The sequence below is a fragment of the Ureibacillus sp. FSL K6-8385 genome (assembly GCF_038593155.1).
In the GTDB taxonomy this organism is placed as follows: Bacteria; Bacillota; Bacilli; order Bacillales_A; family Planococcaceae; genus Ureibacillus; species Ureibacillus terrenus.
Map to the genome: position 1 here is coordinate 589,219 of NZ_CP151968.1, position 16,355 is coordinate 605,573.

Sequence of the window (16,355 nt, forward strand, 5' to 3'; positions counted from 1 at the left end):
AATTTAATGTTTTTTTCCGTCCAACCAATTCCAGGTTGGATGTTAATCATCGGCTTGACAGGAAATTTTCCCGATGCGTACATCCACAACGGCTGAACGCCCGGTTTTCACGGTTTCCATCGCTTCCCGCAATGCAAGAGGCAACGCTTCCGGATCGGATACCGTTTGTGCAAAGGCGCCTCCCGCGGCTTCCGCTATTTTCGCCAAATCGGCAGGCCGGCTGAAATTGACCCAGAAGCTGTCGGTTTTTTTGGCTATTCCTTCCGGGTACCGTTTTAAATAATTCATTTTCGTCGCATTCCACCCCTCGTTGTTGTAAATGACCGTCAAAAATGGCGCATCATAACGGCGGGACATCCAATGGACGGATGACGGGGAACTGAAGAAATAGGAACCGTCGCCTGTCAAGCTGACCACGGTTTTGGACGGATTTGCCAATTTGATCCCTATGGCCGCACCTCCGTTCCATCCCAGGGACGTGCCGCCGCTTGTGAAATATGTGGAAGCTTTTGTCCTGGGTAGATGCTTGCAGACGGTCATGGTATTCGTGATGGTTTCATCCAAAATGATCGTGTCTTCATCCACCACTTCCCGGATGCAGGAGGTCAGCCATTCAGGTGTAATCATGCCATTTTTTGGAGATTCCTGTCTGGACCAGGATTTGCGCTCCATTTCATGGCGTTTCGCCAGATGCTTGTATCGCTTCCGGATGGGACGCTCATCCGGATTGATTTGCTCCAACATTTTGTTTAGTTGGCGCAGTGTTTCATATGCATCCACACGGAAATTTTTGGCCTGGGGTATGTGCCATAGCGGAATATTTTCCTTGATCGGGTCCGGGTCAATGAAAAATACCCGGCAATCCTCTTTCGGGTTTGCTTGTGATGTTACCCAGGGAACATCGGTATCCAATGCAATGATGACATCCGCTTCTTTGATGTATGGCATCGGATCATATCCGGCATGCAATGGATGGTTTCTCGGAAAATTTAAATATGTCGGAATCTGTTCCACCACCGGAACGGCCAATCGTTCGCAAAATTTCACCAATTCTTCCACCGCTTCGGCTTTTCTTCCCAGGTAAGTGGTAATTACTAATGGATTTACCGCTGACATGAGCGCATCCAGTATTTCTTCAAAGCCGCCATGGTTCGGCGTCGACTGTTCGATGAGCGACCAGTTTTTCCAATTGTTCGGCAAGGAATCCACCTGTTCCTCGAGCACTTCCCGGGCAGCCGTCAAATATACCGGACCGGGGGGATCGCTTTGCGCCATTTGCATTGCTCGATAAACCATCTGTTTCACATTTTTGCCGGTCCGAAGATCCGCTTCCCATTTTACGTACGAACGGACAATTCCCCGCTGGTCATATACGTTTTGCAAATAATTCACATAAGAATTGCGGGTGCCCGGCAGTTCACCGCCCATCGTAAACGGGGTTTCCCCGGCAAAGACAAAGATCGGCACACGGGCGCGGAAGGCGTTGTGGATTGCTCCGCCGATATTTTGGGTGCCGACATCCGTATGAATGAATACCCCCTGGGCCTGTCCCGTTGCCATCGCATATCCCTGGGCGGCGGAGAAGGCGACGCTTTCATGGGGACAAATGATTGCCCGCGGCAGCTTCCTGCCTTCCTGCTTCGCTTTTGCCAACGCTTCTATGATCGATGGATGATCGCTTCCCAAGTTGCAGAATATATGCGAAACCCCTGTCTCCTGAAGCGCTTCCATTAACAAGTCGGCCGCTGTGCAGCTTATATTTTTATCCATCTAACAATCACCCTTTTTGTCACAAAATTGGTTTCAAATATTGAAAGCCATAAAAAAGGCTTAAATTCCTGATATGTTTGATAAGTTTCATATATCATTTCTGTATATGGAAAAATAATCCATCAACCCGCCGGTTGATATATCGAATGATAATTATGTAGACTTTTTTCTGCTCCGTGTTTTTATTTTTCTAAAAAATTGCGGTTTAACAGTATTCTGAAAATTCTTTACAAATATCCTAGCATTGCGTATACTATACTTCAAATATCTGTTATATATGGTTGGGATATGCAACTCATATGGGAGGGGTGTCGGATTTTGGATATTAGGCAACTGAGATATTTTGTTACGGTGGCGGAGGAAGGGCAGATTACGAGGGCTGCCAGAAAATTGAATATGGCGCAGCCGCCGCTCAGCCAGCAATTAAAATCCATCGAGGAAGAATTAGGTACGAATCTGTTTTACCGGAACAGCAGAAATGTCGAATTGACGGAAGCGGGTGCATTGTTGTACAAGCGGGCCGTCAGCATACTTCATCAATTGGAAGATGCCCTTGTCGAAGTGAAGGAGACCGGGGACGGATTAAGGGGGATGCTGTCGCTGGGAGCTTCCAAATCGTGCGCATTAAATTACCTGCCGGATCGCATCAAGGAATTTCGGAACAAGTATCCGTTGACTACTTTTAAAATATTGGACGGGCATCCGTACCAAGTGGTCAAGTTTTTGGAAGAAAGATTGGTGGAAATGGCGGTTGTCCGATTTGCTTCCGACCGGCATTTGGATTTTGAGTCCAAAACGCTGAAAATCGAACCTTATGTTTTATTTGTCCCAAAGCAATGGAATTGGGATTCAGGCCGGGGATCAATATCGATGAAGGAACTGGAGGGTATCCCGCTCATCACGGTGGTCCAGGATGATGCCGTCTATAATTCTTTTTACGATTTATGCCTGAAGCAGGGAATCAAATTAAACATCATCGGCGAATGCCATGATGCCGCCACCATTTTTTCGCTTGTCTCTTCCGGACTGGGAGCGACAGTAATGCCCCAATCCACTTATTATCTAAAAACGAAACTGGACATTCAAATCGTTGAAATTGAAGATTGCACTCTGTACAATAAGACCTCCCTCATATGGGACAAAAAACGCCCCCTCTCGAAAGTTGCGCAGCGCTTCATTGAAATGTTCTGATTGGCAGGGGGTATTTTTTTGATATGTGAATTTGGAAGTATATGAAAAAGATAATAGTTGGAAAATGAAAGAAAGGAGAGTTTGAGGCTGTTCAAACCCTCCTTTCTTTTTTTTGCCGGTATTGTCAATGTCTTTATGTATTTTTATGGCGGGCAAGAGAGGCAAAATCGCAGTACCGGTATCTCCTCCGATGACTTAGGGAGGAAAAAATAACCATATATTTTTCATATAGTACGGCTATAAAACAGATATTGGTAATATGAATTGAACCGTGCTAAATTTTTTAATAAACAGAATATTCGAAACTTTAAAGTTTCCTAGACGCAGGAGGTATCTATGAAAATTTTAGTTTTACTTAAACAAACATTTGATACAGAAGAACAGATTGAGCTTTTCGATGGGGAAGTAAATGAAAACGGTGTCAAATATATCATTAATCCCTATGATGAATACGCGCTGGAAGAAGCGGTTGCGGTGAAAGAGAAATATGGCGGGGAAGTGACGGCGGTGACGGTCGGCCCTGACCGGGCGGAATCGGCATTGCGACATGCTTTGGCGGTGGGGGTGGACCGGGCGATCATCGTCAATGACGAGTCGCTATTCGGCGATGAATATACCATCTCCAAAGTATTGGCTGCAGTCGCAAAGCAGGATTCCTATGATTTGATTTTCTGTGGACATATGGCCGTTGATGACGGCGCCGCACAGGTAGGCCCGCGTTTGGCGGAGGAATTGGGAATCCCGCATATCACCACCATCACCAATTTCGAAATCGAAGACGGAAAAGTCAAGGTGGAGAAAGACGTTGAAGGCGATGTGGAAGTGATTGAAGCGGATATGCCTGTATTGGTAACAGCCCAGCAGGGATTAAACGAACCCCGTTATCCTTCGCTTCCGGGGATTATGAAAGCGAAGAAAAAAACAATCGAGCGTCTGGAAGCGGAAGATTTGGACATCGATATAGAAGAAATTGCGCCTAAAACCGAGATTGTTGGGCAATATTTGCCGGAGAGAAAGAAAGCCGGAAAAGTCTTAAAGGGAGACATCGGCGAACAAGTATTTGAATTGGTGGAATTATTGAGAAACGAAGCGAAAGTCATTATTTAACAGCTTTAGTCGATGTTGAAAGGGAGATGGAAATGAGTAAAAACGTACTGGTCGTAGCGGAAAGACGTGACGGAGTTTTAAGAAATGTTTCGCTGGAAGTGCTATCTGCGGCACGGAAAATTGCAAATGGAGGAACAGTCACGGCGGTAGTCTTCGGAAAAGGTCCCGGAGGCGAAGCGCAGCAATTGGCCCGGCATGGAGCGGATCGGGTGTATGTCGTGACGAATGAGGAACTGAATGCCTATTCGACGGATGCCTATTCCCAGGCGTTCATGGAAGTGTTTAGTATTGTGGAGCCCGATGCGGTGCTGATCGGCCATACGGCAACGGGAAGGGACTTGGCTCCGAGGGTCGCGGCGCGTCTGAATGCAGGGCTGATCTCCGACTGTACAGGACTTGAAGTAAATGGCGATGATGTTGTTTTCATTCGCCCGGTATATGCGGGCAAGCTGTTCCAAAAGAAAAGGGTGAAGGAAGGCATCATTTTTGCAACCATCCGTCCCAACAATCTTCCGGTATCAGAACCGGATACAGGGCGCAATGCGGAAGTGACCGAAGTAAGAGCGCAGATTGCGGATATTCGTACGGTGATCAAAGAAGTTGTCAAGAAGACTGCCGGAAAGGTCGACTTGACGGAAGCGAAAATCATCGTTTCCGGGGGACGAGGAGTGAAAAGTGCGGAAGGATTCAAGCCCCTTTATGAATTGGCGGAAGTGCTCGGGGCGGCCGTCGGGGCATCCCGTGCGGCATGCGATGCGGGATATTGCGATTATTCCATGCAAGTCGGACAAACCGGCAAAGTCGTTACGCCGGATTTGTACATCGCCTGCGGGATTTCGGGAGCTGTGCAGCATTTGGCGGGAATGTCCAACTCTAAAATCATCGTCGCGATTAACAAAGATCCGGATGCCCCGATTTTCAAAGTGGCGGATTACGGCATAGTCGGCGATCTTTTTGAGGTGGTTCCTTTATTAACGGAAGAATTCAAAAAAGTTTTGGTTTGAGGGGAGAAGAAAAATGGTGAATGTTCTTTCAGGCATTACGGTCATTGACATTACGCAGAATGTGGCGGGCCCCTTTTGTTCCCAGCTGCTGGGCGATTTGGGGGCGACGGTGATCAAAATCGAACGGCCGGTTCACGGGGATGATACAAGACATTGGCACCCGCCGCTATGGGGGGAAGAATCTTCCACATTTTTGGCATTGAACCGGAACAAAAAAAGTGTATGCGTCGATTTGAATGATCCGAAAGGGCAACAAATCATCCATGAACTTTGCAAAAAAGCGGATATATTCATCCACAGCCTGAAGCCGGGCAGCGAAGAATCCAGGAACTTGGATTATGAAACGCTGAAGGAGATCAACCCTTCTTTGATTTATGCGTCCATCAGCGCATTCGGCGATAAAGGAAAGATGAAACATAAGCCGGGTTACGACCCGTTGATTCAGGCATACAGCGGCATCATGAGCTTGACTGGGCATGAAGGGGAAGATCCGGTCCGGGTAGGAGTGTCCATCGTGGATATGGCTACGGGCATGTGGTGTCTGATCGGCATTTTAAGCGCATTGCATGAGAGGAACAAAACCGGCAAGGGCAGCAAAGTCTCAAGCAGCCTCCTTGAAACAGGCATCGCATGGGTGACGTTGCAAATGTCCACTTACCTCGCATCCGGCAAATTGCCCAGAAAATGGGGAACCGGTATGTCGACGACCGTGCCATATCAGGCCTTCAAAACGAAGGGAGGGCAATGGGCGATCATTGCGGCCGGAAACAATCGCTTATTTAAAAACCTGTGTACTGCTCTCCAAATGCCGGAGCTAGTGGAGGATCCCCGCTTTGAAACGAATGCGGACCGGGTTCGGCACAGGGATGAGCTGCGGAAGCTGATTGAAGAACGCACTGTCCGATACGAATTGGATGAGCTTGTGGATCTGATGGAGAAACATAGCGTGCCGTGCTGTCCGATCAACACCCTGGACAGGGTGTTAAATGACGAGCAGGTAAATGCCCTTGAAATCATCAAGAAAATTGAAGGCTTCCGCGTGAAAGATTTCCGGATCATCGACCTGCCGTTCCGGATCAATGATGAACGCGGACAATTGCAATCATTGCCGCCGCTGCTTGGCGAGCATACCGAAGAAGTATTAGCTTCATTGAACATGACAGAAGACGAGCTTGAACAATTGAAAAGCGCGAGTGTCGTCGGTTAGGAGGTGAAGGGACATGGGTTTGCCCCGGCATGTGGAATTATATGAGGTTGGACCGAGGGAAGGTTTTCAATCGGAAACGAACCCCATTTCAACGGAAGCTAAAATCAAATTTGTCAACGCCTTAAGCGGTGCAGGCCTCAGACATATTGAAGTCACTTCGTTTGTCAGTCCCAAATGGGTTCCCCAAATGGCGGATGCGGAACAAGTGCTCTCAGGAATTGACCGTGTGCCTGGAGTGGCATATAGGGCAGCCTTTTTGAATCTGAAGGGACTTGAACGGGCGATTCAAAGCGGCGTCACGCTGGACGGCAGCCTCGTGCTGTCCGCGAGCAATACGTTTTCAAAACGGAACATGAACAAAACCACGGATGAAATGTTTGAAACGTTGCCGGAATGGATTGAAGCATACAAGGCCGCGAATATCCGGGTAAAGCAGATGGGATTTATGGCAGCCTTTGGATGCAACTTTGAAGGCTACATTTATCTGGATCATTTAATCCGGCTCATGGAAGATGTCATCAATCTCGCTGCCAGCTACGGAGAAAATATCGAAAAAGTGAAATTGGCGGATACGATGGGGTGGGCAAATCCCGAACAAATCAAACGCACAATACGCACAATCCAGGATAAGTGGCCGGATTTGAACATTCATTTGCATTTGCACGATACTCGCGGTCTCGGCTTGGCCAATGTGTATGCGGCATTGCAGGAAGGAATTTGGGAATTTGATACGGCCATTGGCGGCCTTGGCGGATGTCCATTTGCCGCCGTAAAAGGGGCGCCGGGCAATGTCGCAACAGAGGATGTCGCCTTTTTATGCGAAGAAATGGGCATCGAAACAGGGTTGAATCTTGAAGCATTGGTGGAATGCGCTAAATTGGCCGAACAAATTGTAGGCCGCCAATTGCCCGGACACCTGGCAAAAGGCGGAGTACTGCCGGAAATTCGTCCAAAATCTTGGATGGCAGTGCAAGGATCATAAAAACTCAAAAACAAAAGGATGGGGGAAATCGCAATGGGTGTAGCATTAACTGATTTACATCAGGACATTCGTGAAGGAGTGCGCGAAATTTGTTCGCGCTTCGACCAGGATTATTGGAGAAAATCGCATGAGGAGCACCGTTATCCGACAGAATTTGTAAAAGCCATGAGCGATGCCGGCTGGCTGGGCGCATTGATTCCGGAAGAGTACGGAGGATCCGGTTTAGGTTTTCTTGAAGGCGCAATCATTTTGGAGGAAATCAACCGTTCCGGCGGCAATGCCAACCAGGTGCACGCCCAATTGTATACAATGGGCGCATTGCTTCGCCACGGAAGCGAAGAATTGAAACGCAGATATCTGCCTCAAATTGCAAGCGGAGAGCTTCGCCTTCAGACATTTGCGGTAACGGAGCCGGATGCGGGCACAGATACGACAAAGATTAAAACGAGAGCCGTAAAAAAAGGCGACAAATACATCATCAACGGGCAAAAAATCTTTATTTCACGCTTCAATAATACGGATTTGCTGCTGCTTTTGGCGCGTACGACGCCGCTTGACCAGGTGCAAAAGAAAACCCACGGAATCAGCTTGTTCCTTGTCGATAAACGCGAAGTTCCGGAAGGGCAGATCGAGGCGACACCGATCGATACAATGCTGGGAGGAGATACGAACCAATTGTTCTTCAATGATCTTGAAGTGCCGGCGGAAAACTTGATCGGCGAAGAAGGTCGCGGTTTATATTGCGTCATGGACGGCATGGTTGCCGAACGGATTTTGGTATCCGGTTCGGCATTGGGAAATGGAAAATATTTCATTGATCAGGCGGTTAATTATGGAAACCAGCGAATCGTTTTCGACCGTCCGATTACGCAGAACCAGGGCATCCAGTTCCCGATTGCCAAAGCATACATGGAACTCCGCGCCGCGGAAGCATTGCTGTATGAAGCCGCAAGAAAATTCGACGAAAAAGATCCGACGGCCGGAGCGGACGCGAACATGGCAAAATACTTATGCTCCGAAGCGGCGTACAACGCGGCGGAAGCATGCATGCAGACTTTCGGAGGCTATGCGGCGGCAAATGAATACCATATTAACCGCAAATGGATGCAAACCAGAATGATGAAAATTGCCCCAATTTCTTCAAATCTGATCTTAAGTTACGTGGGCCAACATGTGTTGAAAATGCCGCGTTCTTTTTAAGGAAGGAGGCGCAGCCGGTGAAAGTGGATACAAAGTACGAAATGTTGAAAGTGGAGTTTCTCGGTGAAAACGATGAAATTTTGGTCGTCACTTTAAACCGTCCGGAAGTATTGAATGCCATGAATACGCAGCTTTTGGAAGAAAGGCTCGAATTGTTCAGGGAACAGGCCTATAACGAGTCGTTGCGCTGCGTGGTCATTACGGGAGCGGGAGACAAAGCGTTCAGTACAGGCGGCGATTTAAAAGAGCGGAATGGCATGAGCAACTCAAATTGGAGAAGGCAGCATCAAATCATCGAAGAATTGGTGCTGTTGACCCGGGATTTTCCGGTTCCCGTAATCGCGGCTGTGGAAGGATATGCCCTTGCAGGAGGCTGTGAATTGGCTTTGTCGGCTGATTTCATCATCGCCTCCGAAACGGCCGTCTTCGGATTGTCCGAAGCATTGCGCGGAATTTTGCCGGGCGGCGGCGGATTGCAGAATTTGTCTCGCGCCATCGGAATCCGGAGAGCGAAAGAATTGATTTATACCGGACGCAAAATCAATGCGGCTTTGGCCTATGAATGGGGGATGGTGAACCGGGTGGTCCCAAAAGGCAAAGCGCTGGAGACGGCGATCGAAATTGCCAAGGAAATCACGGAAAGCGCCCCAATGGCGGTCCGGGCGGCCAAAGTGTCGATCAATAAAGGTTCGGATACGGACTTCCATACAGCTTATGCACTGGATATTGCGGCCTACAATTTGTTGGTTACTTCTGAAGACCGGTTAGAAGGGGTGGCTGCCTTTAATGAGAAGCGCAAACCGAAATGGAAAAACCGGTAAAGATTTTCTGGATAAACTGGTGGCGTTCATTCAAGAAACCGCCTATGAAGAGCTCCCGGAAAACTTAAAAGTGCTGGCGAAACAGGCAATCATCGACACAATCGGCGTCTCCTTGGCGGGATGGCATGAACCTGCGGTGGAAAAAGTGAAGAGCATCTATAAAGATCAGCAAGGGGACGCTTCCCTTTGGGGAGAGCGCACCAAAGCGGAGTTGGAGCGTGCGGCGATCATCAACGGAACCGCATCCCATGTATTGGATTATGATGATGCTTCTCCGGGCGTAATCATCCACCCGAGCGCGCCGATCCTTGCAGCGATTACGCCGATTGCCGAACATCTGAAAAGTTCCGGGAAAGAAGTGATCACCGCCTATGCAATCGGGACAGAAGCAATGGTACGCACCGGAGAAGTGATGGGCATCCGGCATTATCACAGCGGCTGGCATGCGACAAGCACCCTTGGCGTGATTGGTGCTGCCAGCGCCTGCGCATATTTGCAACGCCTGAACGGGGAGCAGTGCAAAAATGCGATTGCCATCGCCGCTTCCCTTGCCGGAGGGCTTCAAAAGAATTTCGGTTCGATGGTGAAGCCGCTCCATGTCGGCTTGGCAGCGGCAGGCGCCATACAGGCTGTCCGACTTGCCGGCCAGGATTTTACAGGCAATCATGAAATTTTTGAGGAACGGGGATTTTTCCATGCATTCAGCGATTTGGACGATGATGAAATCCGCAGTCGAAAACAGGCTGTTCAGTTCGGCCGGCCTTTCGATTTGCCGACGGGCTTGTCGGTGAAAAAGTACCCGTGCTGTTTCGCCACGCACCGGTTTATTCATGGTGCGTTGCTATTAAAGAATGAACACCATCTTCAAATCGATCAGATAGATGAAATTATTTTGAAGGCACAAGAAAGAAGTTTGCTGCCGCTGATCCATTCAAGGCCAAAGACGGGGCTTGAGGCAAAATTCAGCGCCGAATATACAGTACTGGCCGCATTATTGGACGGCTATGTCCGTTTATCCAGTTTTACGGATGCCCGTGTGCAGCGTCCGGAAATTCAAAGCCGCCTTCCGAAAGTCCGGGTGTCAAAGCTGGAGGAAACGGTGGAAGACCGGAAACTCAACCGGCGTTTGCCGGTTGAAATCCAAATCAGAACGAAGGATGGAAAAGTTTTCGAAACATCCGTTCAGCATCCTCCGGGTTCGATCGAGATTCCGTTGAGCGATGAAGAACATCGGGAAAAATGGAGCAGCTGCGTCGCCTTTTTTATCGGAACGGAATCGGAGGAAATCGAAGCTGCGGCAAATGAAATTTATGAAAACGGTTTGAAATTGGAAGGATATACCCATTTTGGCGGGTGGTTGCATGAAATGCAAGAAAAGTTGTCTGACTGCAAAGCCGGACAATCGGTTTAAACATTCAGGGAAAAGAAGGGGAAGAGTATGAAATGAAAATTGCGTTGTTCAATGATCATCAAGTCGGAGTTGTAGTCGGTGAAAAGATTTATGACGTCTCGGATATCGTGGAGTGGGATCATACGGATCCTCAGGCTTCATTGGTGAAATTCATGGAAGATTATGGGCACTTAAAATCCAAAATTGAAGCAAACCTGGATTCGTGCCCTTCCCGTCCATTGGAAGAAGTGGCGTTGCGCGCTCCGGTTCCCAATCCTGGCAAAATTGTCGCGGCTCCGGTCAATTATCTTTTGCACCAGGAGGAAATGAATGCCGCTTTGACGGTCGATCGCCTCGGTTTCTTCCTGAAAGCGCCTTCATCCATTATCGGTCCGAACGAAAAGGTATTATTGCCGTTCAGGGACCGCCGGATCGATCATGAGGCGGAAATCGCCTTTGTCATCGGAAAAAAAGCAAAAGATGTAAAAGCGGAAGACGCGCCAAATTACATTTTCGGCTATCTCGCATTAATGGATATCACGGTGAGGGGAAAAGAAGATCGTCCTTGGCGCAAATCCTTTGATACATTTACGCCAATCGGGCCATGGATTGTCACAGGAGATGAAATCGGTAATCCGAATGAAGTCCAATTGAAGTTGTGGGTCAATGATGAATTGCGTCAAAACGCGAACACAAGGGACCTGATCTATGATTGCTACAAGTTTTTGGAAGCGGCATCCAGCGTTATGACATTGCTTCCGGGCGACATCGTTACAACCGGCACCCCGGAAGGCGTAGGTCCAATCACTGAGGGAGACACGGTGCGCATCCAAATCGAACGAATCGGAGAGTTTTCGGTTCAAGTGGAATACAAACCGGGTGTATAAACCCGATCATCCATGTTTCTATTTGCCTGGTCTCAAGGGTTGCAATGTTCAGTTGCAACTAAATCAATAAAAAATCTGAAAGCGGGGGTTATGATGGCAGAAATCAAAAAACAACAATGGACGCCGGAATTGGCCGAATTCCACAAAGAACTGGGGGATAAAAATATGGGGCCGTTATGGGCTTCCGTATTCAGCGCCCCGGAGCCAAAGCCGAGAGCGGTACCGTATTTGTGGAAAGGCGAATTGATTTTGGAAATGCTTGAAAAAGCGAAAGAATTGTTGAAAGTCGGGGTAGGTTCCATTGACCGGCGGGCGGTGTATCTCATCAATCCCGGGATGAAGCATTTGGAGCCCCATGGTTGGGGAGGAGCGACGCAAACACTCTATGCGGCTGTGCAGGCATTGAATCCCGGGGAGCTCGCACCACCGCACCGCCACATGACATCCGCCATGCGCTTCATTATGAAAGGCAAAGGGGCGTCAGGGGTTGTCAACGGCGTGAAATACACTTTTGAACCGGGAGACTTTGTCATTACGCCGGAATGGTGCTGGCATGACCATGTCAATGAGGGCAACGAAACGGTATTTTGGATGGACGTTTTGGATATTCCGTTTACTTCTGCGTTGACAAGTTCGTTTTTGGAAATGTATCCGGAAAGCAGGCAGCCGGTTGAGCATCCGGTGGATTTTGGCACAAAGCGCTATGCCGGGGGAATGGTGCGCCCGATTTCCGACCGCCGTCCGTCTCCGGCTCCCCTTGGACGCTATAAATATGATTTAACAATACAGGCAATCGATGGTCTGAAAGAATTGGAACCGGATCCGTTCGATGCATATATCGTGGAATACATCAACCCATCGAACGGAAAAGACGCGAACGGACGCATCGGCGCGCGGATGCAAAAATTGCCTCCAAAATTCAAAGGGAAAGCGCACCGCCACACCCATAGCGTCGTGTATAACGTTTACAAGGGATCGGGCTATACGGTGATGAACGGCGTCCGTTTTGACTGGAAAGCGGGAGACATCTTCGTATTGCCGGCATGGACATGGCATGAGCATGTCAACACATCCGGGACCGAGGATGCCGTGCTGTTCTCCGCCAATGATTTGCCGATTATGGAAGCGTTCGGGTTTGAACGGGAAGAGGCGTATACAGAAAACGGAGGGCATCAGGAAATCAAGTCCGAATTCGTTCCTGAATATTCGAAAAATTCAGTTTATATAAAATGAAAACATTTAAAGGAGTGGTGTGAATGGGAAACATTGAAGAGGTAATTGTTGTCGGCGGAGGCATAGGCGGGTTGGCGGCTGCATATGGCATCGGCAAATTGGGAAAAAAAGTGACGGTGATCGAGCAGGCACCTGCATTTGGTGAAGTCGGCGCGGGATTGCAGCTTGGACCAAACGGGCTGCGCGCATTGGATGCCTTGGGCGTTTTGGATGAAGTGTATCAACATGCCGTCTTCCCTCGGCGCCATGTATTCATGGATGCATTAAGCGGAAAAGAATTATCCTCCGTGCAATTCGGGGAGGCTTTTGAAAAAACATTTGGCTATCCATATATTGTGATTCACCGGTCCGATTTGCACAGCGTCTTATTGAAAGCATGCGAAAAGTTGAATAATATCCGATTTTTGACAAATCATCGGCTCGAATCGGTCGAAGAATTTGACGATTATGTGGAACTGCGGTGTGAAAACGGGGCAACCTTGAAGGGAAAATTGGTGATTGGCGCGGACGGCATCCGCTCCGTTGTCCGGCAGAAACTGATCAACCGCAATTCCAAGCCGGTGCCTGCCCGTTATGTGGCATACCGTTTCACGGTACCGATGTCCGAAATGACCATTAATATCGATTGGGATGAAAAACTTACTTGGATCGGCCCCGGCATCCACCTTGTACAGTATCCGGTGCGCCATAAGAGCGTCATCAACCAGGTTGCGGTATTCGAAAGCCAAAACTATAACGAGGAAAACGATGATTGGGGAACAATCGATGAACTCTATGACATGTTCAAAGATTGCTGTCCGACGGTGAAAGAGTCCATCAAATTTGCCGAGAGAGGCTTTGTTTCAAAGTTGCATGACATCAATCCATTGGAAAAATGGTCAACAAAGCGTGTAACCCTATTGGGCGACAGCGCCCATGCCATGTTGCAATATTTGGCGCAAGGTGCCTGCCAGGCATTGGAAGACACCGTTTGCCTGGTGGAAAAATTGAAAGAACATGAAGCGGATTTGGCGAAAGCGTTGGATGAATATCAAAAAGAGCGAATTCCGAGAGCTTCCCAGGTCCAACGGGGCGCGCGGATGTGGGGAAAAATCAAACATGCAAAAGAAGATCATGCAAGATTGCTGCGGGATACGATCATGTTGAACCGCACGCCGGACGATTACACATATTTGGAATGGCTGTACAAAGACCGGAAATTGGCATCGGTTTAATAATGAATACACGGAATTGAAGAATGGGGCGTCTTAAAGGGATTTAGGCGTCCCATTTGCGGCAAATGGAAGTAAAAATTGTTCCGGAAATTGCAAGGACCCATATTTTACATAAAAAGCGGTCCTGCCATGGAAATGAAGGCGCTTATTATAAAACAATGATTATCAACAAAGGGGAATCAATATGGGAAGAACAAGGAAAGGTCCATTAGAAGGGGTGCGCGTGATTGATTTATCGACGGTCATTGCCGCTCCTTTTGGTGCAACACTTCTGGCGGATTTTGGAGCTGATGTCATTAAGGTGGAGATGCCCAAAAAAGGGGATCCGCTTCGAAATTTGGGGCCTTATTACAACGGTGAAGGGCTGCGTTGGCCAGGGCTTTCCCGCAATAAAAAATCCTTGACGCTGGATTTGCATCATGAGGAAGGAAAAGAAATTTTGCGCAAACTTGTCAAAAAAACGGACATCCTCATCGAAAACTTCCGGACCGGCACCCTCGAAAAATGGGGGATCGGCTATCAAGATTTGAAAAAAATCAATCCCGACCTGATCATGATCCGGGTTACCGGATATGGTCAAACGGGGCCGTATGCTTATAAGGCCGGCTTCGGTACGCCGGCCACTGCGTTCAGCGGATTCACCTATCTGCACGGCTATCCGGATCGTCCGCCAATCAGCCCGTCATTTTCATTGACGGATTATGTGACGGGAATTTATGTGGCGTTCTCGGCGGTGATGGCGCTGTATCATCTCGATTGCCATGAAGATGGCACAGGCCAATATATAGATGTCAGCCTATATGAATCTATGTTCAGAATGATGGAATTTTTGGTCGCGGATTATGATGTGACCGGAAATATTAAAGAACGGACGCCGGGATTGAGCGGACATTCCGCGCCGGCAGGGAATTTTTTAACGAAAGACGGAAGCTGGGTCATTTTGGTCACAAGCTCCGATAAGACATTCGAGCGGCTGGCAAAGGCGATGGGACGGGAAGACATGCTCACGGACGAAAGATATTATACAAATTCCGAACGGTTGAAACGTTTTGATGAAGTCAACGGCATCGTGGCGGACTGGGTCAAAACGAAAACAAAAGAAGAATTGCAGAAACTGTTGGATGAGTACGGGGTTCCAATGAGCCCGATTTACAGCATTAAGGATATTTTTGAAGATCCGCATTACAAAGCGCGGGAAAACATCGTGGAAGTGGATCATCCTCGGCTGGGCAAGGTAAAAATTCCTGGCGTTGTACCGAAATTTTCGGAAACGCCTGGAGCCATCCGGCAAATCGCCCCGGATTTGGGCGAACATACGGAAGACATTTTAAAAAATCTATTGGAACTTGATGATGAAACGATTGAAAGATTGAAAGAAAAAAATGTGATTTAGAGGAGTGGTGCAGTTGGATTATAAACGGGATGTCATCATTACGGAAGTCTGTCCCCGCGACGGTTTCCAAAGCGTCAAAGAATGGATTCCGACCGGGACAAAAGTGGAAATTATCAATCGGCTGATCGACTGCGGTTACCGGCAAATAGAGGTGACGTCATTTGTTCATCCAAAGGCAATTCCCCAATTGCAGGATGCGGATGAAGTATTGAAACGGATTAAACGTTCAAAGAATGTGAAGCTGCGTGCGCTCGTCCCGAATGTCCGGGGATTGGAAAGGGCCATCGCCGCCGGTGTGGATAAAGTGAAGCTCATGCTGTCCGCTTCGGATTCCCACAGTCTGAGCAACGCAAACTGCACCACGGAACAGGCGCTGGAACGATTTACCCCCCTCATTGAACTGGCCAAGGAAAAGAAGATGGACGTTTCGGGATCCATCTCGGTGGCTTTTGGCTGCCCTTTTGAAGGGGAAGTGCCGATTGAACGCTTAACCATGATTTGTGAGCGGTACGAATCATTCGGCGTCACCGAAGTATCCCTTGCGGATACAACGGGCATGGCGAACCCGGCAAAAATTAAAAACACCGTACGCCGGTTAAAAGAGTCTTTTCCGGATTTTACGTTTTCATTGCATTTGCACAATACGCGCGGCATGGCCTTCGCCAATGCGGTTGCAGGCTATGAGGAGGGAATCATCCACTTTGACAGCTCGGCGGGAGGCTTGGGCGGCTGTCCATACGCCCCTGGAGCAAGCGGCAATATCGCCTCCGAAGATTTGATCCACGGATTCGAAGAGATGGGCATCAGGACGAATGTATCGATTGATAAGGTGCTGGACGCGGCGAAATATATTCAACAATTGCTCCCACATGCGGTGGACAGCTTCCTTTTGAAAGCAGGGAAATGCTCCGATCTGTCCGCAAAACCGAAAGGGCAGAAAAAAGTGGGCGTGTAAA

14 protein-coding genes are annotated in these 16,355 nt (G+C 48.5%); 13 read left to right on the top strand and 1 reads right to left on the bottom strand.

Annotation, left to right across the window (positions count from 1 at the left end; all coding sequences use genetic code 11):
• Positions 1 to 42: 42 nt before the first annotated feature.
• Complete coding sequence (locus NST62_RS02795; protein WP_342463118.1) at positions 43 to 1,770, bottom strand: thiamine pyrophosphate-requiring protein; 1,728 nt, start codon at positions 1,768 to 1,770, stop codon at positions 43 to 45.
• Positions 1,771 to 2,088: 318 nt separating this feature from the next.
• Between NST62_RS02795 and NST62_RS02800 the strand changes: the two genes are divergently transcribed.
• The 13 genes from NST62_RS02800 (at position 2,089) to NST62_RS02860 (ending at position 16,354) form a co-directional block, all read left to right on the top strand.
• Positions 2,089 to 2,961, top strand: a complete 873-nt coding sequence (locus NST62_RS02800) for a LysR family transcriptional regulator (RefSeq protein ID WP_342463119.1) — start codon at positions 2,089 to 2,091, stop codon at positions 2,959 to 2,961.
• Between the two features lie 336 nt (positions 2,962 to 3,297).
• Positions 3,298 to 4,068: an electron transfer flavoprotein subunit beta/FixA family protein gene (locus NST62_RS02805; protein WP_141601655.1), complete on the top strand. Its 771-nt coding sequence runs from the start codon at positions 3,298 to 3,300 to the stop codon at positions 4,066 to 4,068.
• Between the two features lie 32 nt (positions 4,069 to 4,100).
• Positions 4,101 to 5,072 carry an electron transfer flavoprotein subunit alpha/FixB family protein gene (locus tag NST62_RS02810; protein ID WP_141601654.1) on the top strand — a complete coding sequence of 324 codons (972 nt, stop codon included), beginning with the start codon at positions 4,101 to 4,103 and terminating at the stop codon, positions 5,070 to 5,072.
• A 13-nt stretch (positions 5,073 to 5,085) separates the two neighbouring features.
• The gene (locus tag NST62_RS02815) at positions 5,086 to 6,279 is read left to right on the top strand and encodes a CaiB/BaiF CoA-transferase family protein (RefSeq protein WP_141601653.1); all 1,194 of its coding nucleotides are present in this window, start codon (positions 5,086 to 5,088) and stop codon (positions 6,277 to 6,279) included.
• A 13-nt stretch (positions 6,280 to 6,292) separates the two neighbouring features.
• Positions 6,293 to 7,261 carry a hydroxymethylglutaryl-CoA lyase gene (locus tag NST62_RS02820; RefSeq protein ID WP_141601652.1) on the top strand — a complete coding sequence of 323 codons (969 nt, stop codon included), beginning with the start codon at positions 6,293 to 6,295 and terminating at the stop codon, positions 7,259 to 7,261.
• 33 nt (positions 7,262 to 7,294) lie between these two features.
• Entirely contained in the window at positions 7,295 to 8,461 is a 1,167-nt protein-coding gene (locus NST62_RS02825; protein ID WP_141601651.1) for an acyl-CoA dehydrogenase family protein, read from the top strand.
• 17 nt (positions 8,462 to 8,478) lie between these two features.
• Positions 8,479 to 9,282, top strand: a complete 804-nt coding sequence (locus NST62_RS02830; protein WP_246045821.1) for an enoyl-CoA hydratase-related protein — start codon at positions 8,479 to 8,481, stop codon at positions 9,280 to 9,282.
• On the top strand, positions 9,248 to 10,693 hold the full coding sequence (locus NST62_RS02835; protein WP_328215567.1) for an MmgE/PrpD family protein: 1,446 nt from the start codon (positions 9,248 to 9,250) through the stop codon (positions 10,691 to 10,693). Before NST62_RS02830 ends, NST62_RS02835 begins: the two co-directional genes overlap by 35 nt.
• A 32-nt stretch (positions 10,694 to 10,725) precedes the next feature.
• Complete coding sequence (locus NST62_RS02840) at positions 10,726 to 11,559, top strand: fumarylacetoacetate hydrolase family protein (RefSeq protein WP_141601649.1); 834 nt, start codon at positions 10,726 to 10,728, stop codon at positions 11,557 to 11,559.
• Between the two features lie 90 nt (positions 11,560 to 11,649).
• Positions 11,650 to 12,792, top strand: a complete 1,143-nt coding sequence (locus NST62_RS02845; protein ID WP_342463120.1) for a cupin domain-containing protein — start codon at positions 11,650 to 11,652, stop codon at positions 12,790 to 12,792.
• A 23-nt stretch (positions 12,793 to 12,815) separates the two neighbouring features.
• Positions 12,816 to 14,006, top strand: coding sequence for an FAD-dependent monooxygenase (locus NST62_RS02850; protein WP_141601647.1), 1,191 nt, complete (start codon positions 12,816 to 12,818; stop codon positions 14,004 to 14,006).
• Positions 14,007 to 14,190: 184 nt separating this feature from the next.
• Positions 14,191 to 15,399: a CoA transferase gene (locus tag NST62_RS02855; RefSeq protein WP_342463121.1), complete on the top strand. Its 1,209-nt coding sequence runs from the start codon at positions 14,191 to 14,193 to the stop codon at positions 15,397 to 15,399.
• Between the two features lie 13 nt (positions 15,400 to 15,412).
• Positions 15,413 to 16,354 carry a hydroxymethylglutaryl-CoA lyase gene (locus NST62_RS02860; RefSeq protein WP_141601645.1) on the top strand — a complete coding sequence of 314 codons (942 nt, stop codon included), beginning with the start codon at positions 15,413 to 15,415 and terminating at the stop codon, positions 16,352 to 16,354.
• Position 16,355: the final 1 nt, after the last annotated feature.